This window comes from Arenimonas oryziterrae DSM 21050 = YC6267, assembly GCF_000420545.1.
Classification (GTDB): domain Bacteria; phylum Pseudomonadota; class Gammaproteobacteria; order Xanthomonadales; family Xanthomonadaceae; genus Arenimonas; species Arenimonas oryziterrae.
This window is the reverse complement of sequence record NZ_ATVD01000007.1, coordinates 90,362-115,704: the sequence shown is the minus strand read 5'-3', so window position 1 is coordinate 115,704 and position 25,343 is coordinate 90,362. Positions and strand designations below refer to the sequence as shown.

Sequence of the window (25,343 nt, the reverse complement as noted above, 5' to 3'; positions counted from 1 at the left end):
CGCACATTATAGGGCGTTTTTGAAGTCCGTCAATACCCGTCACCGGACATTTTCTCGAACCCCGCCTCGCCCTCGCAGGCCAGATTTCGCCCCGAACTGCAGGGCCGCGCAGTTTAGGGGAAGCCCCGGCGAATGGGAAGCGCGAACGGCGGGCAAATTGACTTGACATGAAGGCGAGCGATCCCCGAACGTCCGGCTAATCCTCAGGAAGACCCCAACAATGCTCAGCAAACGCCACGCCGCCCTGTGTTTTTCGCTCGCCACCTTGCTCGTCGGCTGCGCCAGCGCCGGCGGCGGCGCCTGGGTCGAACTCAAAGGCAAGCGTTTCGCGGTGGAAATCGCCGACGACGATGCTGAACGCGAACGCGGCCTGATGTTCCGCGACACACTGGCCGTCGATCACGGCATGCTGTTCGTGCACGACACCGAAGAGCCGCTGTCGTATTGGATGAAGAACACCAAGATTCCGCTCGACATCCTCTATTTCGATCACGATCGAAAACTCGTTTCCGCGCAGAAGGGCGTGCCGCCCTGTTCGGGCGGAGACCGCTGCCCGCCTTATGCCAGCGAGGGCAGCGCTCTCTACGTACTCGAGTTGAATGCGGGGCAAGCCGATGCGCTCGGCGTGAAGGCCGGCGACGAACTCACCTTCGGTCCGGAGATCGTCAGCAAGAAGTAGGACTTGATTTGCCAGGGACGCAAGCCCACATTCCGACCATGCGCAATGCTTACGCTCTGCCCGATTGGAACACGCTTGCCGCCTATGGTGACGACGAGCTGCCGCTGCTCGACACCGCCCTGCTGATCGCCCGCGACGAGTATCCGCAACTCGATCCCCGCGCCTACGCCGACGCGCTGCACGATTATGCGAACGCCCTGCGACCCACACTCGCCGGTGACATCGATTTGCCGGCGAAACTCACTGCGATCAACCGCTATCTTTTCGACGAACTCGGTTTCGCCGGCAACAACACCCAGTACGACGATCCGCGCAACAGCTATCTCAACGAGGTACTGGATCGCAAACTCGGCATTCCGATTTCGCTGGCCGTGGTCCAGATCGAACTGACGCGTCGACTGGGGCTGCCGCTCGACGGCGTTTCTTTTCCCGGGCACTTCCTGGTGCGGCTGCCGGTGGACGACGGCATTCTGGTGATGGACCCGTTCAACAAAGGTCGACCGGTCAGCGCGGAAGAACTAAAGGAACGCGCGTCCCCGCACCTGGGCGGGCACGCGCCCGACGACACCCAACTACTGGAAATCCTCGCGCCAGCCACGCATCGCGTGATCCTCGCGCGCATGCTGCGCAACCTCAAGGGCCTGTACCTGGAGCGCAACGACTGGGAACGCGTTGCCCGCACCGCCGACCGGCTGATCAAGATCGCTCCCGACGCGCCCGAATCCTGGCGCGACCGGGGGCTGGCCTATCGGGAACTGGGCTACGTCAAAGGCGCACGCGAAGACCTCGCGCACTACCTCCAGGCACTGCCGAACGCGGAAGATGAGGAAGCCATGCGTGCCGTCCTGATCGAAGTCAGCGGCACGCGCTCGCGGCTGAACTAGGCGAGCACCATCTCGAAATCGGACTTGGTCACGCCGCAATCGGGGCAGACCCAATCGTCGGGGATGTCTTCCCAGCGCGTACCCGGAGCGATGCCCTCTTCGGGCAAACCCAGCGCCTCGTCGTAAATGAAACCGCAAACCACGCACATCCAGCTGCGGTAGGCCGCTGACTCGTTCATCGCCATCTCAATCAATGCAGGACGCTATCATTGTCGCATTCCCAAACGCGCGATGACATGAACCAGCGCTCAGCCTGGCCAAGCCGCGGCCTCTATCTGCTTACCCCCGACGAGCCCGACACCGCCCGTCTGCTCGCGCGCGTGGCACCGGCGTTGGAGGCCGGCGTTGCCTGGCTGCAATACCGGAACAAGGCGGCCTCGACGATCCTGCGCCGGGAACAGGCCGCTGCGTTGCTGGCCCTGTGCCGTCCGCTCGATGTGCCCGTGATCATCAACGACGACTGGCGGCTCGCCGCCGACCTCGGTGCCGACGGCGCGCATCTGGGCGCGGAAGACGGCGAACTGCAACAAGCCCGCGCCGCCCTCGGCGAGTACGCTCTGCTGGGCGCGTCCTGCTACAACGATTTCGCCCGCGCCGAACGCGCCGCCGAGCAGGGCGCCGACTATCTGGCTTTCGGCGCTTTTTTTGCCTCCGGCACGAAACCGCTTGCACGCCGCGCGGACCTTTCGCTGCTGCCCCGGGCCCGCGCCCTGGGCCGGCCGGTGGTGGCGATCGGCGGCATTAGCCCGGACAATGCACCCTTGCTCGTCGCCGCCGGCGCCGATCTTCTCGCCGTCATCGGCGCTGTTTTCGATGCCGCCGATCCCGCCGCCGCCGTGCGCGCCCTCAACGACAGTTTCCGAACCTCCGCATGAATCACACTCTCAGCCACGACCTGTTCGTCCGCGCCCAGACGCTGCTGCCCGGCGGCGTCAACTCGCCGGTGCGCGCGTTCAAATCCGTGGGCGGCGAACCGTTTTTCGCCCAACGTGCAGAAGGCGCGTATCTCATCGATGTCGACGGCAACCGCTACGTCGACTACATCGGCAGCTGGGGCCCAATGATCGCCGGTCACGCGCATCCGCAAGTTCTCGATGCGGTCGCTCAGGTGATGCGCGACGGCTTGTCCTTCGGCGTCCCGAATGCGCTGGAAGTGACGATGGCGGAAACCCTGACCCGCCTGGTTCCCAGTTGCGAGATGGTGCGCATGGTCAACTCCGGCACCGAGGCGACGCTCTCCGCGATCCGTCTGGCGCGCGGCGCGACCGGCCGCAACAAGATCGTGAAATTCGAAGGCTGCTATCACGGCCACGGCGACTCGTTCCTGGTCAAGGCCGGATCGGGCATGTTGACCCTGGGCGTGCCCGACTCCCCCGGCGTGCCGAAAGCACTCGCCGACCTGACCCTGACCTTGCCCTACAACGATTTCGACGCCGCCACGCAATTGTTTGAGCTCGCGGGCGCCGACATCGCCGGCGTGATCGTCGAGCCGATCGTGGGCAACGCCAACTGCATTCTCCCGCGCGACGGCTACCTCCAGCATCTGCGCGACCTGTGCACGCGCTACGGCGCGCTGCTGATCTTCGACGAAGTGATGACCGGCTTCCGCGTCGCCCTGGGCGGCGCGCAACAGCGCTACGGCATCACGCCGGATCTGTCGACCTTCGGCAAGATCATCGGCGGCGGCATGCCGGTGGGCGCGTACGGCGGACGTCGCGACCTGATGCAGCAGATCGCGCCCAGCGGTCCGATCTATCAGGCCGGCACGCTCAGCGGCAATCCGGTCGCCATGGCCGCTGGTCTCGCCACGCTTGCGCTGATCCAAGCGCCGGGTTTCTACGAGAAGCTGGAGCGTCGCACGCATCAGCTGTGCGATGGACTGGAAGATGCCGCCCGCGAGGCCGGCGTCGCGATCACGACCAATCGCAGCTGCGCGATGTTCGGCCTGTTCTTCACCGATAGAAACGTCGAAACCTTCGCCGAGGCGACCGCCTGCGACGTGGGCGCATTCCGACGTTTCTTCCACGCAATGCTCCGTCGCGGCGTGTATCTGGCGCCCTCGGCCTACGAAGCGGGCTTCCTGTCGTCGATGCACGGCGACATCGAGATCTCGCATACGATCGAAGCCTCGCGCGAGGCTTTCCGCGAGGCGCGCGCCTGATGGCCGCACCGGCGCTCGTCCTGTTCGACCTGGACGACGTGCTGGTGCGATACGACCGTGCGGCGCGGGTGACGCATCTCGCAGCTGCCGCCGGTGTCGATCGGTCCGCCGTGACGGCAGCCTTGTTCGACTCCGGGCTGGAACAGGAGTCGGATCGTGGGCAGTGGTTGCCGCCCGACTACGCTGCCGAACTTTCCCGCCGACTCCGCGCACCGTTGTCGCTCGCCGATTGCATCGCCGCACGCGCCGCTGCGATGAGCGTCGACGCCGCGGTGCTGCAGTTGGCCGAACGTGCCGCCGAAAAATCCCGTATCGCCATCCTGACCAACAACGGATTCTTTCTGCGCGACCATCTCGCGCAGATGTGTCCGCCGCTGTTTCCGCTGTTCGCGGACCGTGTGTTCTGCTCGGCCCAGTTCGGTGCGCTCAAGCCGGAAGCAACGGTCTATCGCGGCTGCCTGGAGCGCCTGGAAACCCCCGCGACGCGCACCGTGTTCATCGACGACAATGTCGCCAACGTGCAGGGCGCCCGCGATCTGGGCATCGACGCCCTGCATTTCACCGATGCGACGACACTGGCGGGCGCCTTTGCCGATCGCGGACTCTCCGAGGAACGTCCCCATGCGCTTTGAAACCCTTGCCGTGCACGCCGGCGGCGAACCGGATCGCGAAACCGGAGCGGTGTCGCCGCCGATCCATCTGGCCACCACGTTCCAGCACGGGCCGGCCGGCGAACGCCGCGCCGGTTACGAATATCTGCGCGAAGGTAATCCCACCCAGGACCGGCTGGAGACGATGCTGGCTGCGCTCGAGTACGGTCAAGCCGCACTCGCGTTCGCCTCGGGAATGGCGGCGATGGCGGCGCCACTGGAAAGTTTGCCGCGCGGTGCGCACGTCCTGATCCCGGACGACTGCTACACCGGCCTGCGTGTGCTCTGCGCGGAATTTCTGCCGGAAAAGGGCGTCACCGCCACGTCGGTCGACATGACCGACCTGGCGGCCGTGCGCGCCGCGATCACGCCTGCGACGGCGATGATCTGGGCGGAGACGCCGTCCAATCCGCAACTGAAGATCGCCGATATCGCCGGCCTAGCCGATATCGCGCATGCCCACGGCGCCCTGCTCGCCTGCGACAACACCTTCGCCACGCCCGTACTGCAACAGCCGTTGCGGCTGGGCGCGGACATCGTGATGCATTCGACGACGAAGTACTTCGGCGGCCACAGTGACGTTCTCGGCGGCGCGCTGGCCTTCGCGCGGCGCGACGACTTCTTCGAACGCGTGGCGCATCGCCGCCACGTCACCGGCGCGATCATCTCGCCGTTCAATGCCTGGCTGATCTTGCGCGGCGCCCGATCGCTGCCTGCGCGCATGGCCTGGCATTGCCGCAGCGCGCGCGCACTCGCCGATTTTCTCGCCGTGCATCCAGCCGTCGAGGTCGTGCACTATCCGGGCCTGGCCTCGCATGCGGGTCACGCGATCGCCGCGCGTCAGATGTCGGATTTCGGCGGCATGCTCAGCTTCCGCGTGAGGGGCGGTCGCGAAGCCGCCTTGCGCGTCGCGGGGAAATTGCAGCTGATCCTCAACGCGACCTCGCTGGGCGGCTGCGAATCCCTGATCGAGCACCGCGCGTCGGTCGAAGGCAAGAATCCGGTCTCACCCGAAAATCTGCTGCGTTTTTCCGTCGGACTGGAAAACGTCGAGGACCTGATCGCGGATCTCGCGCAAGCGCTCGGCTAGAGCACGCACGGGTTCTTTTACCAGGCGCCGGTATTGGCCATCGATGCCCAGGGCTCCGCGGGCGCGAGCGCCGCGCCTTTCTGCAGCAGTTCGATCGAGATCGCGTCGGGCGAGCGCACGAAGGCCATGCGGCCGTCGCGCGGTGGTCGGTTGATGACGACGCCCAGCGCTTGCAGATGCTTGCAGGTCGCGTAGATGTCGTCGACCGCGAACGCGAGATGGCCGAAGTTTCGGGCGCTGCCATAGTCCTCGTCGTCGTAGTTGTAGGTCAGCTCGATCTCCGACTCCGGATTCTCCGGCGCCGCCAGATAGACAAGGGTGAAGCGGCCCTGCGGATAGTCGTTGCGACGGGTCTCGACCAGACCGAGGGCGTCGCGAAAGAAGCCCAGCGACGCATCGAGGTCGCGCACCCGCACCATCGCGTGCAGATATTTCATGGCAGGGCCTCGTCCAGGAACAGATCGGGCAGCAGCGGCTGGTCGGGATCCACCGCGTACTGGCTGAAATCGAGCGTGCCGCGCTCGCGCAGCAACGCCTCGTCGATGATGAATTGTCCGGTCAGCTGGCGCGAAGGCGTCGTCAGAATTGCATGCGCGGCATCGGCGAGGATTTCCGGATATCGGCAGTGGCTGATCTGCACACCGGGAATCATGTTGATCGCGTCGGTCGCGATCACCGTGCGTGGCCACAAGGCATTGACTGCGACGCCGCGGCTGCGGAATTCCTCGGCCAGACCCAGCGTCACGAAACTCATGCCCATCTTCGCCAGCGTATAGCCGGTGTGTGGCGCCCACCAGCGCGGATCGAGATTCGGCGGCGGCGCCAAGGTCAGGATGTGCGGGTTCTCGGCCTTGAGCAGATGCGGCAGACAGACCTGCGAACACAGGAAGGTGCCTCGCGCATTGACCTGGTTCATCAGGTCGTAGCGCTTCATCGGCGTGTCGAGCGTGCCGCGCAGCCAGATCGCGCTGGCATTGTTGACCAGGATGTCGATACCACCGAAGCGCTCCACCGCCAGCGCTACGGCCGCCTGCACCTGGTCCTCCTCGCGGATGTCGCACATCACGGCCAGCGCCTGTCCGCCTTCGGCCTCGATCGCCTCGGCTGCACTGTGGATCGTGCCTGGCAATTTCGGATTGGGAACATTGGATTTCGCGGCGACCACGACGTTGGCGCCGTCGCGGGCGGCGCGCAGCCCGATCGCCAGGCCGATACCGCGCGATGCGCCGGTGATGAACAGGGTTTTTCCGCGCAAGGTGCTCATGTCTGTCTCCGGGCTGGTGGCGACGGCTTGGGGGTCGGCGCGCATCGGCGCCACGATGTCGTCGAGCGGATTCATTCGGGCTGGAAATCCGGCAGGCGTTCGATGAGGTACTGCAGACGCGCCTGCGGGCTGTCGACCTGCAGCAGATGCTGACGCTCGGTCACCGCCAGCGGCAACCATTCGGCCAAGCGCCAGCCGATCCAGTCCGCATCGGCGAATCGCGATTTTTCGATCTTGTCGTGCGGACTGCCGGCGCGATCGAACAGCCGTTGCAGCAAGGTCGCCAGTAGTTCGTGCTCGGGGCCCAGACGCGTGGGCGGCGCCTCGTCCAGCCAGCGCACGTCGGCGACGATCAGGCCGTTGTCGCGCACCTTGGTGCGTTCGACATGGAAACGCCGTGCGCCTTCAACGGTGATGCCAAGCAGGCCGTCGCCAGTCGTGGAGAAATCAATGATGCGCGCTTCGCAGCCTAGCGCCGCGGGCACGGCGGGCTCGCCCACCTCGCGTCCTTCCAGGATCAGGCAGACGCCGAAGCCGCTGCCTTGGCGGCTGCAATCGCGGATCAGGTCGAGGTAACGCGGCTCGAAAATGCGCAAGGGCAGCACGCCGCCGGGAAAAAGTACGGTGCCCAGGGGGAACAGCGGCAGACAGTTCGGACTCACGCCGCGAGTGTAGCCGCGTGGCTGGCGTGGGGGCCAGCTTAGGGCAGCGGTATCTGCAACTCGGCCAGCATGCGGCGCGGCGCACCTTCGAAACCGCCGTTGGACATGAACACGAGGTGGTCGCCCGGCTGTGCGATCTCCCGCAGGCGCGCGATCAGCGCATCGACGCTGACGACGGCTTCGCCCTGTCCGCGCAAGGCCGACACGACCTTGCCTGCGTCCCAGGCCAGTTCGGGCCGATGCAGAAACACCACTGCATCGGCCTGGTCGAGCGAAGGCGCGATCTCGGCCGCATGCGCGCCCAGGCGCATGGAATTGCTGCGCGGCTCCATTGCCACCAGGATACGCGCAGCACCCACGCGGGCACGCAGACCTTCGAGCGTGGTGCGGATCGCGGTCGGATGGTGGGCGAAATCGTCGTACACGGTGACGCCGCGGGCCTGGCCGAGATTTTCCAGACGGCGCTTGACGCTGACGAAGTCGACCAGCCGCGCGAGCACCGTCGCGACGTCCACGCCGACTGCATTCGCGGCGGCGATCGCGGCCAGACCGTTGAGCACGTTGTGGCGGCCGACCATGCCCCAGCGCACCGTGCCGATGACCGCACCGCGGTGGCGAACGTGGAACGCGCTGCCATCGGCCTGCAGCAGGTCCGCGCTCCATTCAAAGCCGGCATCGAAGCCGAAACGCTCGACCGGCGTCCAGCAACCCATCGCCAGCACCTCGGCGAGCGCCGCGTCTTCGCCATTGACGATCAGGCGACCGCTGCCGGGCACGATGCGCACGAGATGATGGAACTGGCGCTGGATCGCTGCGAGGTCCGGAAAGATGTCGGCGTGGTCGTATTCGAGATTGTTGAGGATCGCGACCATCGGCCGGTAGTGCACGAATTTCGAGCGCTTGTCGAAGAATGCCGTGTCGTACTCATCCGCTTCCACCACGAACTCATGACCGCCGCCCAGACGCGCGGACACGCCGAAATTTTCCGGTACGCCGCCGACCAGGAAGCCCGGATCGCGCCCGGCCGCCTCCAGCAGGAAGGCCAGCATCGACGTGGTGGTCGTCTTGCCGTGCGTGCCGGCAACGGCCAGCGTGGTCCGGCCGGGCAGCACGTTCTCGCGCAGCCATTCCGCGCCCGAGGTGTAGGCGAGCTGGCGATCGAGCACGAATTCGACCGCGGCGTTGCCGCGCGAGAGCGCGTTGCCGACCAAGACCACATCGGTATCGGCGGCGATATGCGCCGGTTCGTAGCCCTGGTTCAGTCGGATGCCGAGCTGCTCGAGCTGCGTGGACATCGGCGGATAGACGTTCTGATCGGAGCCGTCGACGGCATGACCGAGCTCGCGTGCGAGCGCCGCGACGCCGCCCATGAAGGTGCCCGCAATCCCAAGAATATGCAGCTTCAAAGAAACCTCGAATTCAAAAGACCCGCAACCACTCCGAAGCCGACCCCGCATCCCACAATCTCCCCCTCTCCCGCCCACGGGAGAGGGCAAGGGGTGAGGGAGCTTTCAGCCCACATCCGCGTAGGGACTAATCGCCTCGATGATGCGAGTGAACACTTCGTCGAGCGAGCCCACACCGTCGAGATGCGCGAGCTTGCCCTGGTTGCGATAGAAGTCGACCACCGGCGCGGTCTGATCGTTGTAGATCTTCAGGCGATTGCGCACCGCCTCCGGGCTGTCGTCGGCGCGGCCTTCGGCGGCGGCGCGACCGGCGATGCGCTCGACCAGCAATTCGGTGCCGACGTCGAGCTGCACGGCGATGTCCATCGGCTGGCGGATGCGCGTGAGCAACGCATCGAGGGCATTGGCCTGGGCGAGATTGCGCGGATAACCATCGAGAATGAAACCGTTGCCGGCGTCGGCTTGCATGAAGCGGTCTTCGAGCATGCCCAGCACGATCTCGTCGGACACCAGATTGCCGGCGGCCATGACGACCTTGGCCTGCAAGCCCAGCGGCGTGCCGGCGGCCACGGCGGCGCGCAAGAGTTCACCGGTGGAAATGTGCGGCACCTGCAGGTGCTCGCGCAACTTTGCCGCTTGCGTGCCCTTGCCCGAACCGGGCGCGCCGAGAAGAACCAATCGCATGTCGTCACCAACCCCCGAACTGTGAGCTTCTTTCCCGCGGGAAAAAAAATCGCACGGACCGTCTTCACCCCGTTTGGCTATAGTGGGGCCGCCGACTGGCCGTGCGGACTGGGAAACGCTAACGGCCGGGGCCTGACAAGTCAAACGAAACCCGAAAAAACAGAGAAAAATCATGAGCAAAGGAACGCTCCTCTACGCCCAGTCCGGCGGCGTCACCGCCGTCATCAATGCCACGGCCAGCGCCGTGATCGAGACCGCGCGGGCCCGAAAAATCAAGGTGCTGGCGGCGAAAAACGGCATTCTCGGCGCCCTGCGCGAGGAGCTGATCGACACCTCCCGGCTCAGCCTGGCCCAGGTCCGGGCCCTGGCACATACCCCGGGCGGCGCCTTTGGCTCCTGCCGGGTCAAGCTCAAATCGCTGGAGGCCGACGGCGACAAGTACGCGCGCCTGCTCGCCGTGTTCCGGGCGCATGACGTGCGCTGGTTCCTCTACAACGGCGGCAACGATTCCGCCGATACCGCACTGAAGCTGTCGCAGCTCGCCGAAGCCAGCGGCTACCCGCTCACCTGCATCGGCGTGCCTAAAACGGTCGACAACGACCTGGTACTCACCGACTGCTGTCCGGGCTTCGGCTCGGCGGCGAAATACACCGCCGTGTCCGTCGCCGAGGCCGCGCTCGATGTCGCGGCGATGGCCGAAACCTCGACCAAGGTCTTCGTCTACGAAGTCATGGGCCGGCATGCCGGCTGGCTTGCGGCCGCCGCCGGCCTGGCCGGCAAGAACGCCGCGCAGGCGCCGCACGTGATCCTGTTTCCGGAAGTGGTCTACGACGAAGCGACGTTCCTCGCCAAGGTCAAGGCGACGGTGGCCTCGGTCGGCTACTGCGTGGTCGTCGTGTCGGAAGGCCTCAAGCACGCGAATGGCAAGTTCGTCGCCGAAAGCGAAGGCAGCGTCGATGCCTTCGGCCATTCCCAGCTCGGCGGCGTGGGCCCGCTGATCGCCGCGACCGTCAAGGACAAGCTCGGCTTGAAGGTGCACTGGACCGTGCCCGACTATCTGCAGCGTTCGGCGCGCCATCTCGCGTCGAAAACCGATCTTGCGCATGCGCTTGCCGTGGGAAAGGCCGGCGTCGAGTTCGCGCTCAAGGGCCTGAACGGCGTGATGCCGATCATCGTGCGCACGGCGGAAAAACCCTACCGCTGGAAGATCCGCGCCGAACCGCTGCGCAACATCGCCAATGCGGAAAAGAAGATGCCCGCCGGTTTCATCGGCAAGGACGGCTACAGCATCACTGCCGCCTGCCGTCGCTACCTCGAACCGCTGGTGCGCGGCGAAGCCGCGATGCCCTACGCTGCCGACGGCCTGCCTAAGCACGCGCTGCTCAAGCACACGATGATCGGCAAGCGTCTGCCGCCGTTCAAAGGCTGATGGGTTTCCGCCACTCCCTCGCTGTTCATCACTTCCAGAAGGACCTGCCATGCGCCGACTGTTGACCGCCCCTTACCGCACCGTATTCGCCTGCCTGCTGCTGGCTTCGGCCTCGGCTGCCGCCCAGGACACCGCAACGACACCCGCGAATACGGCGACACCGGCAACGCCCGCCACGGTGGCCGCGCCGGCCTCGACCACCGCAGCGCACGAACCCATCACGTGCGTGGAGGTCGAACGATTCCAGGTGTCGGACGACGAAAAAGTCGAAGGCCAGACCGAGCGCGCGGCGACGATTCCCGAACGCAACCTCGAGATCATCCAGGATCGCCTGGCCAAGCACTTGCCCACGGAGGCGCGTGGCATCGCCGCCCATGTCAGCGGAACGAGCAGCTGCCCCAACCCGGGCAGCGCCGCGGTGCTGTCGGGCGACATTCTCGACTTCCGCAAGGGCAACATGGCCTTGCGCTACCTCGTCGGTTTCGGCGCGGGCTCGCAGAAGGTACGCGTGCGCCTCACGCTCAAGCGCAAGGACGACGGCTCGACGCTGACCCAGACCGAGATCGCCGATACCAAATGGGGCGGCGCGTTCGGCGGCACCAATACCAAGGGTCTGGACGATTTCGCGGAAAAGGCGGCCGAGGCGGCGGCCAAGGCCTTGCGCGGGCACTGAAACCGCGCCGCGAAAGCCTCTGCAAAGCCCGGCCTGGCCGGGTTTTTGCATTATTGGGGCGCGGCTGGCGCACCCCGCCCCCCTTTGCCATACTCGGGCGCAGCGGCCTTTCGGCCGCCTTATTTTGTCTGAACTCTGGGGAGGGTCTGCATGTACGGTTTTTTTGAACAGCACGGTCTACAGCTGGCTTTGATTTGTGCGGCAATCGCCATCGTGTACGGCATCATCGCGGCGCGCTGGATCATCGCGCAGCCCGCAGGCAACGAACGCATGCAACAGATCGCCGCGGCGATCCAGGAAGGCGCCGGCGCCTACCTGCGCCGGCAGTACCGCACCATCGGCATCGTCGGCGTGATCCTGTTCCTGGTCATCGGCTTCGCGCTCGGAAGCTGGCAGACGGCGATCGGTTTTGCGATCGGCGCGATCCTCTCGGGCCTGGCCGGCTTCATCGGCATGTTCGTGTCGGTGCGCGCGAACGTGCGCACCGCGCAGGCGGCGACACAGGGCCTGAATGCCGCACTCAACGTGAGCTTCAAGGGCGGCGCGATCACCGGCATGCTCGTCGTCGGTCTGGGTCTGCTGGGTGTCGCCGGTTACTTCATGTACCTGCTCGGCAGCAGCGGCTCGAGCGTCGAATCGCTGAACGCCGCGCTTGGCCCGATGATCGGCCTGGCTTTTGGCAGCTCGCTGATTTCCATCTTCGCGCGTTTGGGCGGCGGCATCTTCACCAAGGGCGCCGACGTCGGCGCCGACTTGGTGGGCAAGGTCGAAGCCGGCATTCCCGAGGACGACCCGCGCAACCCGGCCGTGATCGCCGACAACGTCGGTGACAACGTCGGCGACTGCGCCGGCATGGCCGCCGACCTGTTCGAAACGTATGCGGTGACGGTGATCGCGTCGATGCTGATCGCCTCGATCGCCTATGGCACCTACGGCTGGGCTGGCGTGATCTATCCGATGGTGCTGGGCGCCGTTTCGATCATCGCGTCGATCGTCGGCACCTTCTTCGTGAAGGTGCGTGACGGCGGCAAGATCATGAATGCGCTGTATCGCGGCCTGATCGTCTCGGGCGTGCTCGCGGCGGCGGCCTTCTGGTTCGTCACCAACAACATGTTCCCGAAAGACCTCGGCATGCCGCTGTTCTGGTGCGCGATGGTCGGTCTGGCCCTCACGGCCGCGATGGTCGTGATCACCGAGTACTACACCGCGACCGAATACGGCCCGGTGCAGCAGGTCGCGAAAGCCTCGGAGACCGGTCACGGCACCAACGTCATCGCCGGCTTGGCCGTGTCGATGAAGTCGACGGCGGCGCCGGTGATCGCGGTCGCGATCGCGATCTACGCCTGCTACAACATCGCCGGCCTGTACGGCGTCGCCATCGCGGCGACCTCGATGCTGTCGATGGCCGGCGTGATCGTCGCGCTCGACGCTTACGGTCCGATCACCGACAACGCCGGCGGCATCGCTGAAATGAGCCACCTCGGCCCGGAGATCCGCAAGATCACCGACGCCCTGGACGCGGTCGGCAATACCACCAAGGCCGTCACCAAGGGTTACGCCATCGGTTCGGCCGGCCTCGCCGCGCTGGTGCTGTTCGCCGATTACTCGCACAAGCTGGTCGAGCATTTCGGTGCCGATCACCCGGTGAATTTCTCGCTCGACAACCCGAACGTGGTGATCGGCCTGCTGATCGGCGGCATGATTCCGTATCTGTTTGGCGCGTTCGCGATGCAGGCGGTCGGTCGTGCGGCCGGCGCGGTGGTCGAGGAAGTCCGCCGTCAGTTCCGCGAGATCCCCGGCATCATGGAAGGCACCGGCAAGCCGCAGTACGACAAGGCCGTCGACCTGCTGACCAAGTCGGCGATCCGCGAAATGATCGTGCCCTCGCTGCTGCCGCTGATCATCCCGGTCCTGGTCGGTAAGTTCCTCGGCGCGGCGGCACTCGGCGGCCTGCTGATGGGCACGATCGTCACCGGTCTGTTCGTCGCGATCTCCATGTGCACCGGCGGCGGCGCCTGGGACAACGCCAAGAAGTACATCGAAGAAGGCCACCACGGCGGCAAAGGCTCGGAAGCCCACAAGGCGGCGGTCACCGGCGACACCGTCGGCGATCCGTACAAGGACACGGCCGGCCCGGCGATCAATCCGCTCATCAAGATCATCAACATCGTCGCGCTGCTGCTGATTCCGATGCTGACCTTGACCTGAGTTTCAGCCACACCGGAAACGAAGAAGCCCCGCGAATACGGGGCTTCTTTTTTGCGCGGTGCCGGCAGCGCTGAAAATCAGATCTGTTTGACCTCGTTGAGCAGGGCCAGCAGCGCGTTGCGCAATTCCACGCGCAGCACGCCGATGCGTTCGCCCATCGGGGCCAGGCCGTAGTCGGCCAGATCGGCACGCTCGACGGCGAGGCTGGCTTCGGTCAACTGCGTCAGGCCCAGCGCCATCGCACCCGAGCGCAGGAAATGCGCAGCCTGTCCGACCTGCTCGACATCGCGCGCGGCATGACCGTCGTCGATGAGCTGCATCTGCTTGGGCGCGTCGGCCAGGAACAGGCGGACGAGTTCGCTGATCAGGCCGGGACGGTCGGATTCGAGCGAATTCAACAGATCCAGGGCCTTGGGATCGATCGGGGTACCAGAAGAAGTCATGGCGAAGGGTCCGGGGGCGACGGCGACAATGTACCCCGCTTCGGGCCCCGCGGCGATGCCGGCCGCCCTGTCGGCGCGGCTGCCGGCTTCCGAGTACCGGCTCGGACGGCTTGGGCTATCATTCGCGCCCCTGATTTACCCCCGGACGGACGCCCTCATGGCCCTCGAACTAGTTCCCACCGGCCGCGATGTGCCGAACGATTTCAACGTCATCATCGAAATCCCGATGAACTCGGAGCCGGTGAAATACGAGGTCGACAAGGCCTCCGGCGCGATCTTCGTCGATCGCGTGCTGACCACGCCGATGCGCTACCCGTGCAACTACGGCTACATCCCGCACACCTTGTCGGGCGACGGCGACCCGGCCGACGTGCTGGTGATCATGCCGATGCCGCTGATCCCCGGTTCGGTGATCCGCTGCCGCACCGTCGGCATGCTGAAGATGACCGACGAAGCGGGCGAAGACACCAAGATCATCGCCGTGCCGGTCAGCAAGGTGTTTCCGGCCTACGACAACGTCAAGCACATCGACGAGCTGCCGCACCTGACCAAGGAACGCATCTCGCACTTCTTCGAGCACTACAAGGATCTCGAGAAGGGCAAGTGGGTCAAGGTCGACGGCTGGGCGGGCGCGGACGAGGCCAAGCAGGAAATCCTGCTGTCGGTCGAGCGCTACAACGCCACGCCGGAGAAACCGAACTTCTGAGTTCGCGCATCGATCCGCAGATCAAGAAAGGCCGCCCTCACAGGCGGCCTTTTTCGCTCAAGGCGCCGCCGGGCGTCGCCCGGCGAATCCGGCCAGCCGCGAGATCACCAGGGCCACGTACAGCACGCCCAGGAACTGCTCCAGGATCACCGCGCCGCGTGCGCTGCTGGCGGCCGGCACGATGTCGCCGTAACCGGTGGTCGACAGCGTGGTCATGCTGAAATAGAACAGCTCCCACAGGCTGATCTGCCCGGCGACCGCCGGCAGATTCACCGCGAACGAGCCCGGGTGTAGGAACTCGATGCACCAGAACACGCCGGTCCAGGCCATCGCCAACAACAGAAACGCCGTCGCGGCGGCGAATAGTTCGTCGACCGTCGCACGCGCGTCGCGCAGCATGTAACTGCACATCTGCAGGGCCGCCGCCGTGTAGAACGCGGTCTGGGCCACGGCCGCGAGCAGATCGGTGCGCGAGGTGACATCGAAGGCATGCATCGCCGCCGTCACCACGGCGACCAGCGCGAGCACGATCGCTGCGCGCAGGGCATGTCGCGGCACATGCACGCGTTGCAGCGACAACACGATGCCGACGATGACCAGCACGTTCAGGCCCCAGCGACCGATGCTCGACGCTTCGATGACGGGATAAATCGCGACCGCCAATACCAGCAGCACCAGCAAGGGCACGTGCGGACGACGCAACCAGAACAGGGACATGGGCAGAAGCACTCCGTGAGGCCTGCCGCCACGATACAACGTCGGCGCAACCGGACGCAGCTCCGACCCGCGCCGACCTCAGGCCGACGCGATCGCCACGCGATTGCGTCCGGCATGTTTGGCCTGATACAGCGCGGCATCGGCCGGCGCGATCAGGGCATCGGCGGTCGCACCCGGCGCCGGCACGCATCCCGCGACGCCGACGCTGATCGTCACCCGGCCGGCGCCAACATGGCGATGCGCAATATCTCGGGCCTCCACGGCCAGGCGCAGACGTTCCGCCAGGCGCGCCGCTTCTTCGACGCCGGCACCGGCGAGGATCACCACGAATTCTTCGCCGCCATAGCGCGCGAGCAACGCATCACCATCTTCGAGCACGTACGCGAGCAGGCCGGCGACCTGTTGCAGGCAGGCATCGCCGGCCAGATGGCCATAGCCGTCGTTGAAGGCCTTGAAGTGGTCGATATCGATCAGCAGCAGCGCCAGCGAAGTATGCGTGACCGCCGCATCGTCGATCGCCTGCGCGATCCAGCCGTCGAAACTGCGGCGATTGCCCACGCCGGTCAGACTGTCGTTCTGCGACAGATCCTCCAGCACGGCATACGCCTCGCGCAGTTGCGCATTCGCGCGCTGCAGCTGTCCGAATAGATTGGCCGCGCGCAGGATGCCCGCGATCTGGTCGGCGACCGTTTCGAGCAAGGCGCGCTGGCCGCGAAAGGCGCCGATCCGACGGCTCTCGGCATTGAGCACGGCGAGCACTTCACCGTTGTGGACCACCGGCACACACAGCTCGGAACCCGTACCGTGCAGGGTGTCGATGACAGCGGGATGGTTGCGGGCATCGTCGATATCCATGGTGACGCCCGTCGAGGCGCATTGCCCGACCACGCCGGTGCCCAGGGCCCGTCGATACCCGACCTTGACCTCGCTCTCGAGTGCGCCGGCGACGGCTTCGCAAACGAACTCATCGCGCTCGCGGTCGATCGTCGCGCAGGCGACGAATTCCCAGCCGAACTCTTCCTTCAGGGCATCGACGATCCGCTGCAGCATCGGCTGCAAGGCCAGGTCCTGGACGGCGATCCGGGCGATGCGGTTGAGCGTCATCAACTGACGCAGTGCCGCCGCCTCGTCGATCCTCAGCTCCACCGCCATGGCCCACCCCCGGGTCTACTCGGGACGATACACCTGTGCACCGGCCGCGCGGAACTCCGCGGCTTTTTCTGCCATGCCCTGCTCCAGGGCCGCGGTTTCGGCGACCCCGTGGGTTTCGGCATATTCACGCACGTCCTGGGTGATCTTCATCGAGCAGAAGTGCGGGCCGCACATCGAGCAGAAATGCGCGGACTTGTGCGCTTCCTTGGGCATCGTCTCGTCGTGGTACTCCCGCGCGCGCTCGGGATCGAGACCGAGGTTGAACTGGTCTTCCCAGCGGAACTCGAAACGCGCCTTGCTCAGCGCGTTGTCGCGCGCCTGGGCGCCGGGATGCCCCTTCGCCAGGTCGGCCGCGTGCGCGGCGATCTTGTAGGCCATCAGACCTTCACGCACGTCGTGCTTGTTCGGCAGGCCGAGGTGTTCCTTGGGCGTGACATAGCAAAGCATCGCCGTGCCGAACCAGCCGATCATCGCCGCGCCGATCGCCGAGGTGATGTGGTCGTAACCGGGCGCGATGTCGGTGGTCAGTGGGCCGAGGGTATAGAACGGCGCTTCGCCGCAGACGGCGAGCTGCTTGTCCATGTTTTCCTTGATCAGGTGCATGGGCACGTGGCCGGGGCCTTCGATCATGGTCTGCACATCGTGTTTCCACGCGATCTTGGTCAGCTCGCCGAGCGTCTCGAGCTCGCCGAACTGCGCGGCATCGTTCGCGTCGGCGATCGAGCCCGGACGCAGGCCGTCGCCGAGCGAGAAGCTGACGTCGTAGGCCTTCATGATTTCGCAGATTTCCTCGAAATGCGTGTAGAGGAAATTCTCGCGATGATGTGCCAGGCACCATTTGGCCAGGATCGAACCGCCGCGCGAAACGATGCCGGTGACGCGCTTGGCGGTCAGCGGCACGTAGCGCAGCAGCACGCCGGCGTGGATGGTGAAGTAGTCGACGCCCTGCTCGGCCTGTTCGATCAAGGTGTCGCGGAAGATGTCCCAGGTCAGCTCTTCGGCGCGACCGTCGACCTTTTCCAGCGCCTGGTAGATCGGCACCGTGCCGATCGGCACCGGCGAATTGCGCAGGATCCACTCGCGCGTTTCATGGATGTTCTTGCCCGTCGACAGGTCCATGACGGTATCCGCGCCCCAGCGGATCGACCAGACCAGCTTCTCGACCTCCTCGGCGATGCCCGAGGACACCGCGCTGTTGCCGATGTTTGCGTTGACCTTGGTCAGGAAGTTGCGACCGATGATCATCGGCTCGATTTCCGGATGGTTGATGTTGGCCGGGATGATCGCGCGACCGCGCGCGACTTCCTCGCGCACGAATTCGGGCGTGATGATCTTCTGGATCGCCGCGCCGAAACTTTCGCCGGCGTGCTGGCGCAGCAGGTGCGCCTCGCGGATGCCCTCGATGCGCTGGTTCTCGCGGATCGCGATGTATTCCATTTCCGGGGTCACGATGCCGCGGCGCGCGTAGTGCATCTGCGACACGTTCATGCCCGCCTTCGCGCGCCGCGGCAGCGGCCGGTGGCCGAAGCGCACGGCGTCGAGCTTGGCATTGGTCTCGCGGCTGCGTCCGAATTCCGAACTCAAGCCAGTCAGTCGTTCGGTATCGCCGCGCTCGGCGATCCACGACGCACGCAGGGGCGCCAGGCCGGCCGCGAGGTCGATGTTCGCCGTCGGATCGGTGTACGGACCCGAGGTGTCGTAGACGAAGAACGGGGCGTTCGGTTCGGCGCTGCCGAACATCTTCGGGGTCTCGCTCAGCGCGATCTCGCGCATCGGCACGCGCAGGTCGGGCCGCGAGCCGTCGACGTAGGCTTTCTTCGAGCCGAGGATCGGCGTGGTGACGGAATCGGAGAGCTCCTGCGTCTGGCGGAGCAGTTCGGTCGGCTGGGCGTTCATGCGTGTCGTTCCTGGGGCGCTCGCGCGAGCGGGAAAGAAACGGCGGCGCCGGAGCAGGTCCGGCGAGCGGACCACGCTTCGAAGCTTCCCTACGCCGGGTTCAGCCGGATCAGGTTCGAAGGGTATTTCTCAGCCCGTGGGCACCCCCGCTTCAGGGCGCTATTTCAGCACGTCGGCCCGGGGCGGGCCAGTGAATCAGCGCCGGGGCTCTTCGGACAGGTGGGCGTTGGCTTCGATGTAGTGGACGGCCCGCGCCAGCGCCTGACGCATGTAGGCGAGAAAACTGCCGCGCACCAGGCGACGCAGGAGCATGCCCGTGAATCGCGACTTCGCCTGGAAGGTGTAGCGCCAGACGATCCGGGTGCCCTCGCCTTCGGCGCTGAGCAGCCACTCGCCCTCGATCTCGCGGGCGAGTAGACGCATGAAGCTGGTGAAGCCGGTGATCCGGTACAGCAGCCGGAACGGTTCACGCGCTTCGAGCACTTCCTCGAACGCGCTGTTGCCGTCGGCGAAATGCACCCTGCGGGTCGTACCGGCGGCATTCCACGGTCCGGTCTGCCGCGACACGTGCACGGCCGCCGGCAACCAGCCGTACCCGGTCAGGAACAAGGTCAGGTCCATCGCCACGATGACCTTGAAGGCCAGCGCGACGCGGGCGTTCGCGACCTGTTCGAGCTGGACCTGGATCGGAGTCATCGCAGCCATGGTAACGGGCGAAGAACGCGAACCGGGCCTCTGACGCAGCAAGGGGGAGGGAGCCTTGCCAGAAGCCCGGTCGCGAATTCAGGGATGATCGGGGACGGGGACGCGGAACCACGCCGCATACAGCGCCGGCAGGAACAGGACGGTCAGACCGGTCGCGACGATCAGGCCGCCCATGATCGACACCGCCATCGGCCCGAAGAACACACTGCGCGATAGCGGAATCATGGCCAGCACCGCCGCCAGCGCGGTCAGCACGATCGGACGGAAACGGCGCACCGTCGCGTCGATGATCGCCTGGTAAGGCGTATGACCGGCAGCGATGTCCTGATCGATCTGATCGACGAGGATGACCGAGTTGCGCATGATCATGCCCGACAGCGCAATCGTGCCGAGCATCGCGACGAAGCCGAACGGCACGCGGAAGATCAGCAGGAAGGCGGTCACGCCGATCAGGCCCAGCGGTGCGGTCATCAGCACCATGGCGGTGCGGCGGAAACTGCGCAGCTGGATCATCAACAAGGCCGTGACGGCGAACAGGAACAGCGGCACGCCGGCCGCCACCGACACCGAACCGCGCGCGGAATCTTCCACCGTGCCGCCGGTTTCGAGCAGATAGCCGGGCGGCAGCTTGCTGCGGATGCCTTCGAGCGTCGGCAGGATCTGCGAGGTCACCGTCGGCGGCGTGACGTCGCCGTAGATGTCGCCGCGCACGGTGATCGTCGGCAGACGATTGCGGTGCCAGAGAATACCGTCCTCAAATCCGTATTCGAGCGTGGCGATCTGCGCCAGCGGCACGCTGCGACCCTTGTCGGTCGGCACGGCGAGCGAACCGAGCAGGGACAGGCGCGCGCGCTCTTCCTCTGGGCCGCGCAGCAGGATCTCGATGAGTTCATTGCCTTCGCGGTACGTGCTGACCGTCGTGCCCGACAGCGAACCGCGCAGGAACAGCGCCAGCTGCGCCGACGTCACGCCGAGTGCGCGGGCACGCTCCTGGTCGATCTTCAGCCGAACGACCTTGCTCGGCTCGTCCCAGTCGAGATTGATGTTGTCGACATGGCCGTTCGCGCGCACCTTGTCGGCGACTTCGTAGGCGATGCGACGCACATCGTCGATGTGTTCGCCCGAGACGCGGAACTGGATCGGGAAACCGACTGGCGGGCCGTTTTCCAGACGCAGCACGCGGCCCTGCAGGTCGGGGAAGTCCTTGGCCAGGGTTTCGATCACCCAATGGCGGATGACCTCGCGCGTCTTCACGTCGGGCGTGAGCAGCACGAACTGCGCGAAATTGGCCTGCGGCAGTTTCTGGTCGAAGGGCAGATAGAAACGCGGCGAGCCGGTGCCGACGTAGGCGACGTAGTTCACCAGATCCTTGCGCTTGGCCAGCTCCGCCTCGAAACGCTTGGTCGCGGCTTCGGTCGCCACCAGGGACGAGCCTTCGGCGAGTTCGAGGTCGACGACCAGTTCCAGGCGCGTGGACGAGGGGAAGAACTGCTGCGGCACGAAGCGGAACAATCCGACCGCGAGGAAGAATGCGAGCGCCGTGACGACCATGACGCGCTTGCGATGCTGCACGCACCAGGCGATCCAGCCACGCAGGCGGCGATAGAAGCGGCTGTCGTAGTGCTCGCCGTGGCCACCGGCCGGTTCGGGCTCGGGCGTGATCAAGTCGCCGAGCCAGGTAGGCAGCAGCAGGGCCAGACGCTGGCGCAGCAAGGACGGCTTGCGGTCGCGGCGCGCGGCGGCGATCTGCTCGGCATCGGGCAGCAGGCGATCGCCCAGGTAAGGAATGAATACGACCGCCGCGATCCAGCTCAGCAGCAAGGCGATGGTCACTACCTGGAAGATCGAACGGGTGTATTCGCCGGTGCCCGACTGCGCGGTCGCGATCGGCAGGAAGCCCGCCGCCGTGATCAGCGTGCCGGTCAGCATCGGAAACGCGGTGCTGGTGTAGGCGAAACTCGCTGCGCTCAGGCGATCCAGTCCCTGCTCCATCTTCACGGCCATCATCTCCACCGCGATGATCGCGTCGTCGACGAGCAGGCCGAGCGCCAAGATCAGCGCGCCGAGCGAGATCTTGTGCAGGCCGATGTCGAAGTAGCGCATCGCGGCGAACGTCATCGCCAGCACGAGCGGAATCGACAGGGCGACGACCAGGCCCGGTCGCTTGCCCAGCGAGAAGAAGCTCACCAGCAGCACGATGACCACCGCTTCAGTGAGCGATTTGACGAACTCGGCGACCGAGTCGCGCACGGCCGTCGGCTGGTCGGAGACCTTGCGCAGGCTCATGCCCACCGGCAGCGATTTCTGCAGGCGCGCAAATTCGCTTTCCAGCGATTCGCCCAAGTGGATGATGTCGCCGCCGGGTTTCATCGACACCGCGATGCCGATGGCGTTTTCACCCATGAAGCGCATGCGCGGCTCGGCCGGGTCGGCAAAACCACGCTTGATCGTGGCGACGTCGCCCAGACGGAAGGTGCGATCGCCGGCGCGGATCGGGAAATTGCTGATCTCCTCGACCGTGCTGAAGCCGCCGGTCACACGCAGTTGCACGCGATCGGTACCGGTTTCGAAGAAGCTGGTCGGCACCACGGCGTTCTGCGCGTCGATGGCCTGTTGCACCGCCTGCAGCGGAATGCCCAGGGTCGCGAGCTTGGTGTTGGACAGCTCGATCCAGATTTTTTCTTCCTGCAGGCCGATGAGGTCGACCTTGGCGACATCGGGCACGCGATGCAGGGCCAATTCGGCGCGCTCGGCGTAGTCCTTCATCGTCGCGTAGTCGAAACCGTCGCCGGTCAGCGCATAGATGTTGCCGAAGGTGTCGCCGAATTCGTCGTTGAAGAACGGCCCGACCACGCCCGAGGGCAGACTGCCGCGGATGTCGCCGACCTTCTTGCGCACCTGGTACCACAGCGCTGGAATGTCGCGCGAATGCAGCGAATCCTTGGCGATGAACTGCACCAGCGATTCGCCCGGACGCGAATACGAGCGGATGAACTCGTACTCGCCGGTCTCCATGAGCTTCTTTTCGATGCGGTCGCTGACTTGATGACCGACTTCTTCGGCAGTCGCGCCCGGCCAGAACGTGCGCACGACCATGATCTTGAAGGTGAACGGCGGGTCTTCGGACTGACCCAGACGCTGGTAGCTGAAGAAGCCGACCAGAGCGAGCACGATCATCGCGAACTGCACGAGGGTGCGGTTCTTCAGTGACCAGGCCGAGAGATTGAAATTGCTCATGGTCGTCGGCTCAGCGGGCGGCGGTGACGGAGGCGGCGCGACCCGCGCCCGGATTCAGCGATACCGGCCGATTGTCGCGATCGATCGGCGCGACCTGCTCGCCTTCGCGCAGCAGATGCGTACCGGCGGCGATGACCCAATCGGTCGCCTTGAGACCCGACAGCACCGGCACGCCGGTTTCGCCGTAAGGGCCGACGGCGATGACGGTCAGATGGACTTTCCTCGTCGCCGGATCGACCACCCACACCGCCGGCTTGCCCTGGCTTTCGGTCAGCGCCGACAGCGGCAGCGACAGCGGTGCGCTGCCATCGGCCTGCGCGTAGACGCGCGCGCTCTGGCCCAGATCGACATCGTCGGCATGGAAACTCACGCGCGCCGCATAGGTACGCGTCAAGGCATCGGCCGCCGGCGCGATCTCGCGCAGGGTCGCCTGATAGCGTTTGCCCGGCGTGGCCCACAGCTCGACCACGAGTTCGCGGCCGACCTTGAACTGGCCGACGCTCTGCTCGGGCACGCTGATCGCGACTTCGCGCTCGCCGTCCACGGCCAGCACGAACACCGTCTGGCCCGCCGCGACGACTTGGCCGGCTTCGGCCAAACGCTGCGCGATGATGCCGGCATGCGGCGCACGCAATACCGCGTAACCGGCCTGGTTGCCGTACACCGAGGCCTGCGCGCGTGCCTGCTGCACCCGCGCGGCCGCGGCGTCGAAGCTTGCCTTCTTGCTTTCGTACAGCGAGCGGCTGACCAACTGCTGGTCAAAGAGATTCTTGTAGCGATCGAGTTCGGCTTTGGCCAGGGCGAATTCGGACTGCGCCGACTTCAAGGCCGCACCATAAGCCTGCGACTGCAGCTGCAGATCGGAGGCATCGAGCTCGGCGAGCGGCTGGCCGGTCTGCACATGCGCGCCAGCGTCGACCAGACGACGGGCGATCTTGCCGGCGACGCGGAAGGCCAGCTCCGGTTCCTGACGGGCATGCACTTCGCCCGCGAAGGCTTCCACGCCGAGGCCGGAGTTTGCCGGCTGCACGACCAGGGCAGGGCGCACGACGACGGCGGGTTCGTCCTTGCCGCAGGCGGCCAGCAAGAGCAGGGCAAGGATCGGAACGAGCCGGAAACCAGGGCGGACGGCGAACATGAGCAGGGCCTAAATAATGAACTGGCGGGTATACTATCTTTATCGAACCGTTTAGTTCAATAATTCCGACATGAATTTTTTGCCCCACCGTCCCGCGGCCCCCGGCCGCCCCAAGGACCCGGAAAAGCGTGCCGCCATCCTGGAGGCCGCCATGCGCCTGTTCCCCGAGCGGGGCTATGACGGGGTCAGCATGGACGTCATCGCCCAGGCCGCCGGGGTGTCCAAACTGACCGTCTACAGCCATTTCGAGGACAAGGAGTCGCTGTTCGCGGCCGCCGTGACCACTTGCTGCGAGGATTTGCTGCCGCATGGCGTGTTCGAGCCGGTGACCGGGCAGGCCGTCCGCGAGGCCCTGACCACGATCGGCCGCAGCTTCACCGACCTGATCATGGACGAGCGCGCGATCAAGCTGCATCAGATCATGGTCGCCCAGGCCGGCCAGAAGCCCCGCCTGACCGATATCTTCTATGCCGCCGGCCCCAAACGGACGCTCGACGAGATGGAGAGCTTCCTGCGTCAGGCGCAGGCCACCGGCGCCCTCGAAGTCGCCAATCCCGCGCATGCGGCGGCGCACTTCTTCTGCCTGCTCAAGGGCATCCGGCACATGAGCGTGCTGGTCGGCAAGAGCCCGTTGCCGACCGCCGCCGAGCGCCAGGAACACATCGCCGAAGTGGTCGACATCTTCCTCAAGGCCTTCGCGCCGACGGCCCGTTCGGGAGGCGCGCGATGAGCTCGCCGAGCGCAGTTTCCTGGGCGACAGCACGCGCAAACGCCGCTGTGGCAAGCGTCCCGGTTACTTCTGGCACTGCGACCTCACAGGCCCGCGAAGCATCCTGTAGTTCAATCCCGCGCAGTCGGGGCGTAAACTTTGCGCCCCTTTCGCGCGTCCTGGAATCCGCATGTCCCTGAACTTCGAACAAGCCCGTGCCGCGATGGTCGAGCAGCAGATCCGCCCCTGGGAGGTGCTGGATCCGCGCGTGCTCGAAACGCTGGCGGCCGTGCGTCGCGAAGATTTCGTGCCGCTCGCGCAGCGTCAGCTGGCCTACACGGATACGCCGCTGCCCCTGGCACACGGCGAGATCATGATGAAACCGGTCCTCGAGGGTCGCCTGCTGCAAGCCCTGGGCTTGGCGCCGGAGGACGAGGTCCTTGAAATCGGCACCGGCAGTGGCTATGTCACAGCCTGTCTGGCGCGACTGGCGCGCGAGGTGGTCAGCATCGACCGTCATTCCGATTTCGTCGATGCCGCCCGCGCGCGTTTCGCGCAGGACGGCGTCAGCAATGTTCGTCTGGAATGCGCCGACGCGCTGAGCTTCGAGCCGGGCCGGTTGTTCGACGCGATCGCGGTGACCGCCGCCGTCGCCGAGGTGCCGGAACGCTTCTGCCAGTGGCTCAAGCCCGAAGGCCGTCTGTTCGTCATTCACGGGGCGTCGCCGGCTCAGGAAGCCGTGCGCATCACCCGCCGTGGCGAACACCTGCACAGCGAAAGTCTTTTCGAAACCGATGTCCCCTACCTGCATGGCGCCGAACCGGTGCCGCGCTTCACCCTCTGAATCGGG

General features: G+C 65.7%; 25 protein-coding genes and 1 riboswitch. Of the genes, 12 read left to right on the top strand and 13 right to left on the bottom strand.

The features are described 5' to 3' along the window. Positions 1–220 precede the first annotated feature (220 nt). Both G467_RS0114455 and G467_RS0114450 read left to right on the top strand, forming a co-directional pair. Entirely contained in the window at positions 221–679 is a 459-nt protein-coding gene (locus G467_RS0114455; RefSeq protein WP_022970448.1) for a DUF192 domain-containing protein, read from the top strand. A gap of 38 nt (positions 680–717) precedes the next feature. Next, entirely contained in the window at positions 718–1,563 is an 846-nt protein-coding gene (locus G467_RS0114450; RefSeq protein WP_022970447.1) for a SirB1 family protein, read from the top strand. Here G467_RS0114450 and G467_RS0114445 read toward each other — a convergent pair. Beyond that, the gene (locus G467_RS0114445; RefSeq protein ID WP_022970446.1) at positions 1,560–1,748 is read right to left on the bottom strand and encodes a rubredoxin; all 189 of its coding nucleotides are present in this window, start codon (positions 1,746–1,748) and stop codon (positions 1,560–1,562) included. The genes G467_RS0114450 and G467_RS0114445 overlap by 4 nt on opposite strands. Before the next feature lie 51 nt (positions 1,749–1,799). Between G467_RS0114445 and thiE the strand changes: the two genes are divergently transcribed. Genes thiE through G467_RS0114425 form a run of 4 tightly spaced genes read left to right on the top strand, consistent with a single transcriptional unit; the run spans position 1,800 to position 5,464 of the window. Beyond that, positions 1,800–2,438 (top strand): thiamine phosphate synthase, encoded by a 639-nt coding sequence (thiE, locus tag G467_RS0114440; protein ID WP_022970445.1) that lies wholly within the window; start codon positions 1,800–1,802, stop codon positions 2,436–2,438. Continuing rightward, entirely contained in the window at positions 2,435–3,724 is a 1,290-nt protein-coding gene (gene hemL / locus G467_RS0114435) for a glutamate-1-semialdehyde 2,1-aminomutase (protein WP_022970444.1), read from the top strand. The genes thiE and hemL overlap by 4 nt, the downstream gene beginning before the upstream one ends. Beyond that, the gene (locus tag G467_RS0114430) at positions 3,724–4,356 is read left to right on the top strand and encodes an HAD family hydrolase (protein ID WP_022970443.1); all 633 of its coding nucleotides are present in this window, start codon (positions 3,724–3,726) and stop codon (positions 4,354–4,356) included. The genes hemL and G467_RS0114430 overlap by 1 nt, the downstream gene beginning before the upstream one ends. Continuing rightward, complete coding sequence (locus G467_RS0114425) at positions 4,346–5,464, top strand: trans-sulfuration enzyme family protein (RefSeq protein WP_022970442.1); 1,119 nt, start codon at positions 4,346–4,348, stop codon at positions 5,462–5,464. Before G467_RS0114430 ends, G467_RS0114425 begins: the two co-directional genes overlap by 11 nt. Before the next feature lie 17 nt (positions 5,465–5,481). Here the strand turns inward: G467_RS0114425 and G467_RS0114420 are convergent, their stop codons facing one another. The 5 genes from G467_RS0114420 to G467_RS0114400 all read right to left on the bottom strand — a co-directional run bounded on the left by G467_RS0114420 (position 5,482) and on the right by G467_RS0114400 (position 9,480). Further along, positions 5,482–5,901: a VOC family protein gene (locus tag G467_RS0114420; RefSeq protein ID WP_022970441.1), complete on the bottom strand. Its 420-nt coding sequence runs from the start codon at positions 5,899–5,901 to the stop codon at positions 5,482–5,484. After that, complete coding sequence (locus G467_RS0114415) at positions 5,898–6,728, bottom strand: SDR family oxidoreductase (RefSeq protein WP_026802728.1); 831 nt, start codon at positions 6,726–6,728, stop codon at positions 5,898–5,900. Before G467_RS0114415 ends, G467_RS0114420 begins: the two co-directional genes overlap by 4 nt. A gap of 71 nt (positions 6,729–6,799) precedes the next feature. Next, positions 6,800–7,390, bottom strand: a complete 591-nt coding sequence (locus G467_RS0114410; protein ID WP_022970439.1) for an LON peptidase substrate-binding domain-containing protein — start codon at positions 7,388–7,390, stop codon at positions 6,800–6,802. A gap of 38 nt (positions 7,391–7,428) precedes the next feature. Further along, complete coding sequence (gene mpl, locus G467_RS0114405; protein ID WP_425386840.1) at positions 7,429–8,760, bottom strand: UDP-N-acetylmuramate:L-alanyl-gamma-D-glutamyl-meso-diaminopimelate ligase; 1,332 nt, start codon at positions 8,758–8,760, stop codon at positions 7,429–7,431. Between the two features lie 141 nt (positions 8,761–8,901). After that, a complete protein-coding gene (locus G467_RS0114400) occupies positions 8,902–9,480 on the bottom strand; it encodes an adenylate kinase (RefSeq protein WP_022970437.1) in 579 nt (192 codons plus the stop codon). A gap of 172 nt (positions 9,481–9,652) precedes the next feature. On the opposite strand from G467_RS0114400, the gene G467_RS0114395 reads away from it, so the two are divergent. The 3 genes from G467_RS0114395 to G467_RS0114385 all read left to right on the top strand — a co-directional run bounded on the left by G467_RS0114395 (position 9,653) and on the right by G467_RS0114385 (position 13,790). Continuing rightward, positions 9,653–10,909, top strand: a complete 1,257-nt coding sequence (locus G467_RS0114395; protein WP_022970436.1) for a 6-phosphofructokinase — start codon at positions 9,653–9,655, stop codon at positions 10,907–10,909. 49 nt (positions 10,910–10,958) lie between these two features. Next, positions 10,959–11,582, top strand: coding sequence for a DUF4410 domain-containing protein (locus tag G467_RS17070; protein ID WP_022970435.1), 624 nt, complete (start codon positions 10,959–10,961; stop codon positions 11,580–11,582). A 150-nt stretch (positions 11,583–11,732) separates the two neighbouring features. After that, a complete protein-coding gene (locus G467_RS0114385) occupies positions 11,733–13,790 on the top strand; it encodes a sodium-translocating pyrophosphatase (protein ID WP_022970434.1) in 2,058 nt (685 codons plus the stop codon). A 77-nt stretch (positions 13,791–13,867) separates the two neighbouring features. Here the strand turns inward: G467_RS0114385 and G467_RS0114380 are convergent, their stop codons facing one another. Continuing rightward, entirely contained in the window at positions 13,868–14,233 is a 366-nt protein-coding gene (locus G467_RS0114380; protein WP_022970433.1) for an Hpt domain-containing protein, read from the bottom strand. Positions 14,234–14,390: 157 nt separating this feature from the next. On the opposite strand from G467_RS0114380, the gene ppa reads away from it, so the two are divergent. Beyond that, complete coding sequence (ppa, locus tag G467_RS0114375) at positions 14,391–14,939, top strand: inorganic diphosphatase (RefSeq protein WP_022970432.1); 549 nt, start codon at positions 14,391–14,393, stop codon at positions 14,937–14,939. A gap of 57 nt (positions 14,940–14,996) precedes the next feature. On the opposite strand, the gene G467_RS0114370 is transcribed toward ppa, so the two are convergent. From G467_RS0114370 to G467_RS17055, 6 genes are all read right to left on the bottom strand, one after another. Next, positions 14,997–15,656 carry a potassium channel family protein gene (locus G467_RS0114370; RefSeq protein ID WP_022970431.1) on the bottom strand — a complete coding sequence of 220 codons (660 nt, stop codon included), beginning with the start codon at positions 15,654–15,656 and terminating at the stop codon, positions 14,997–14,999. A gap of 78 nt (positions 15,657–15,734) precedes the next feature. Next, the gene (locus G467_RS17695; RefSeq protein ID WP_022970430.1) at positions 15,735–16,808 is read right to left on the bottom strand and encodes a GGDEF domain-containing protein; all 1,074 of its coding nucleotides are present in this window, start codon (positions 16,806–16,808) and stop codon (positions 15,735–15,737) included. 15 nt (positions 16,809–16,823) lie between these two features. Continuing rightward, positions 16,824–18,704 carry a phosphomethylpyrimidine synthase ThiC gene (gene thiC, locus G467_RS0114360; RefSeq protein WP_022970429.1) on the bottom strand — a complete coding sequence of 627 codons (1,881 nt, stop codon included), beginning with the start codon at positions 18,702–18,704 and terminating at the stop codon, positions 16,824–16,826. A gap of 68 nt (positions 18,705–18,772) precedes the next feature. Continuing rightward, positions 18,773–18,862, bottom strand: a riboswitch (TPP riboswitch). A 37-nt stretch (positions 18,863–18,899) separates the two neighbouring features. Beyond that, positions 18,900–19,409 carry an SRPBCC family protein gene (locus G467_RS17690; protein WP_052041124.1) on the bottom strand — a complete coding sequence of 170 codons (510 nt, stop codon included), beginning with the start codon at positions 19,407–19,409 and terminating at the stop codon, positions 18,900–18,902. 78 nt (positions 19,410–19,487) lie between these two features. Continuing rightward, positions 19,488–22,646, bottom strand: a complete 3,159-nt coding sequence (locus G467_RS0114350) for an efflux RND transporter permease subunit (RefSeq protein WP_022970427.1) — start codon at positions 22,644–22,646, stop codon at positions 19,488–19,490. A gap of 10 nt (positions 22,647–22,656) precedes the next feature. After that, positions 22,657–23,784, bottom strand: a complete 1,128-nt coding sequence (locus G467_RS17055; RefSeq protein WP_022970426.1) for an efflux RND transporter periplasmic adaptor subunit — start codon at positions 23,782–23,784, stop codon at positions 22,657–22,659. A 70-nt stretch (positions 23,785–23,854) separates the two neighbouring features. Between G467_RS17055 and G467_RS0114340 the strand changes: the two genes are divergently transcribed. Together G467_RS0114340 and G467_RS0114335 are read left to right on the top strand one after the other, a co-directional pair. Then, the gene (locus G467_RS0114340; RefSeq protein WP_022970425.1) at positions 23,855–24,514 is read left to right on the top strand and encodes a TetR/AcrR family transcriptional regulator; all 660 of its coding nucleotides are present in this window, start codon (positions 23,855–23,857) and stop codon (positions 24,512–24,514) included. Between the two features lie 169 nt (positions 24,515–24,683). Continuing rightward, positions 24,684–25,337: a protein-L-isoaspartate O-methyltransferase family protein gene (locus G467_RS0114335; RefSeq protein WP_022970424.1), complete on the top strand. Its 654-nt coding sequence runs from the start codon at positions 24,684–24,686 to the stop codon at positions 25,335–25,337. The last annotated feature ends 6 nt before the right edge of the window (positions 25,338–25,343 follow it).

Coding starts and splice junctions, on each gene's coding strand:
- G467_RS0114455 (WP_022970448.1), top strand. CDS start 221: ATGCTCAGCAAACGCCACGCCGCCCTGTGTTTTTCGCTCGCCACCTTG.
- G467_RS0114450 (WP_022970447.1), top strand. CDS start 718: ATGCGCAATGCTTACGCTCTGCCCGATTGGAACACGCTTGCCGCCTAT.
- G467_RS0114445 (WP_022970446.1), bottom strand. CDS start 1,748: ATGGCGATGAACGAGTCAGCGGCCTACCGCAGCTGGATGTGCGTGGTT.
- thiE (WP_022970445.1), top strand. CDS start 1,800: ATGAACCAGCGCTCAGCCTGGCCAAGCCGCGGCCTCTATCTGCTTACC.
- hemL (WP_022970444.1), top strand. CDS start 2,435: ATGAATCACACTCTCAGCCACGACCTGTTCGTCCGCGCCCAGACGCTG.
- G467_RS0114430 (WP_022970443.1), top strand. CDS start 3,724: ATGGCCGCACCGGCGCTCGTCCTGTTCGACCTGGACGACGTGCTGGTG.
- G467_RS0114425 (WP_022970442.1), top strand. CDS start 4,346: ATGCGCTTTGAAACCCTTGCCGTGCACGCCGGCGGCGAACCGGATCGC.
- G467_RS0114420 (WP_022970441.1), bottom strand. CDS start 5,901: ATGAAATATCTGCACGCGATGGTGCGGGTGCGCGACCTCGATGCGTCG.
- G467_RS0114415 (WP_026802728.1), bottom strand. CDS start 6,728: ATGAGCACCTTGCGCGGAAAAACCCTGTTCATCACCGGCGCATCGCGC.
- mpl (WP_425386840.1), bottom strand. CDS start 8,760: ATGGGCGGCGTCGCGGCGCTCGCACGCGAGCTCGGTCATGCCGTCGAC.
- G467_RS0114400 (WP_022970437.1), bottom strand. CDS start 9,480: ATGCGATTGGTTCTTCTCGGCGCGCCCGGTTCGGGCAAGGGCACGCAA.
- G467_RS0114395 (WP_022970436.1), top strand. CDS start 9,653: ATGAGCAAAGGAACGCTCCTCTACGCCCAGTCCGGCGGCGTCACCGCC.
- G467_RS17070 (WP_022970435.1), top strand. CDS start 10,959: ATGCGCCGACTGTTGACCGCCCCTTACCGCACCGTATTCGCCTGCCTG.
- G467_RS0114385 (WP_022970434.1), top strand. CDS start 11,733: ATGTACGGTTTTTTTGAACAGCACGGTCTACAGCTGGCTTTGATTTGT.
- G467_RS0114380 (WP_022970433.1), bottom strand. CDS start 14,233: ATGACTTCTTCTGGTACCCCGATCGATCCCAAGGCCCTGGATCTGTTG.
- ppa (WP_022970432.1), top strand. CDS start 14,391: ATGGCCCTCGAACTAGTTCCCACCGGCCGCGATGTGCCGAACGATTTC.
- G467_RS0114370 (WP_022970431.1), bottom strand. CDS start 15,656: ATGTCCCTGTTCTGGTTGCGTCGTCCGCACGTGCCCTTGCTGGTGCTG.
- G467_RS17695 (WP_022970430.1), bottom strand. CDS start 16,808: ATGGCGGTGGAGCTGAGGATCGACGAGGCGGCGGCACTGCGTCAGTTG.
- thiC (WP_022970429.1), bottom strand. CDS start 18,704: ATGAACGCCCAGCCGACCGAACTGCTCCGCCAGACGCAGGAGCTCTCC.
- G467_RS17690 (WP_052041124.1), bottom strand. CDS start 19,409: ATGGCTGCGATGACTCCGATCCAGGTCCAGCTCGAACAGGTCGCGAAC.
- G467_RS0114350 (WP_022970427.1), bottom strand. CDS start 22,646: ATGAGCAATTTCAATCTCTCGGCCTGGTCACTGAAGAACCGCACCCTC.
- G467_RS17055 (WP_022970426.1), bottom strand. CDS start 23,784: ATGTTCGCCGTCCGCCCTGGTTTCCGGCTCGTTCCGATCCTTGCCCTG.
- G467_RS0114340 (WP_022970425.1), top strand. CDS start 23,855: ATGAATTTTTTGCCCCACCGTCCCGCGGCCCCCGGCCGCCCCAAGGAC.
- G467_RS0114335 (WP_022970424.1), top strand. CDS start 24,684: ATGTCCCTGAACTTCGAACAAGCCCGTGCCGCGATGGTCGAGCAGCAG.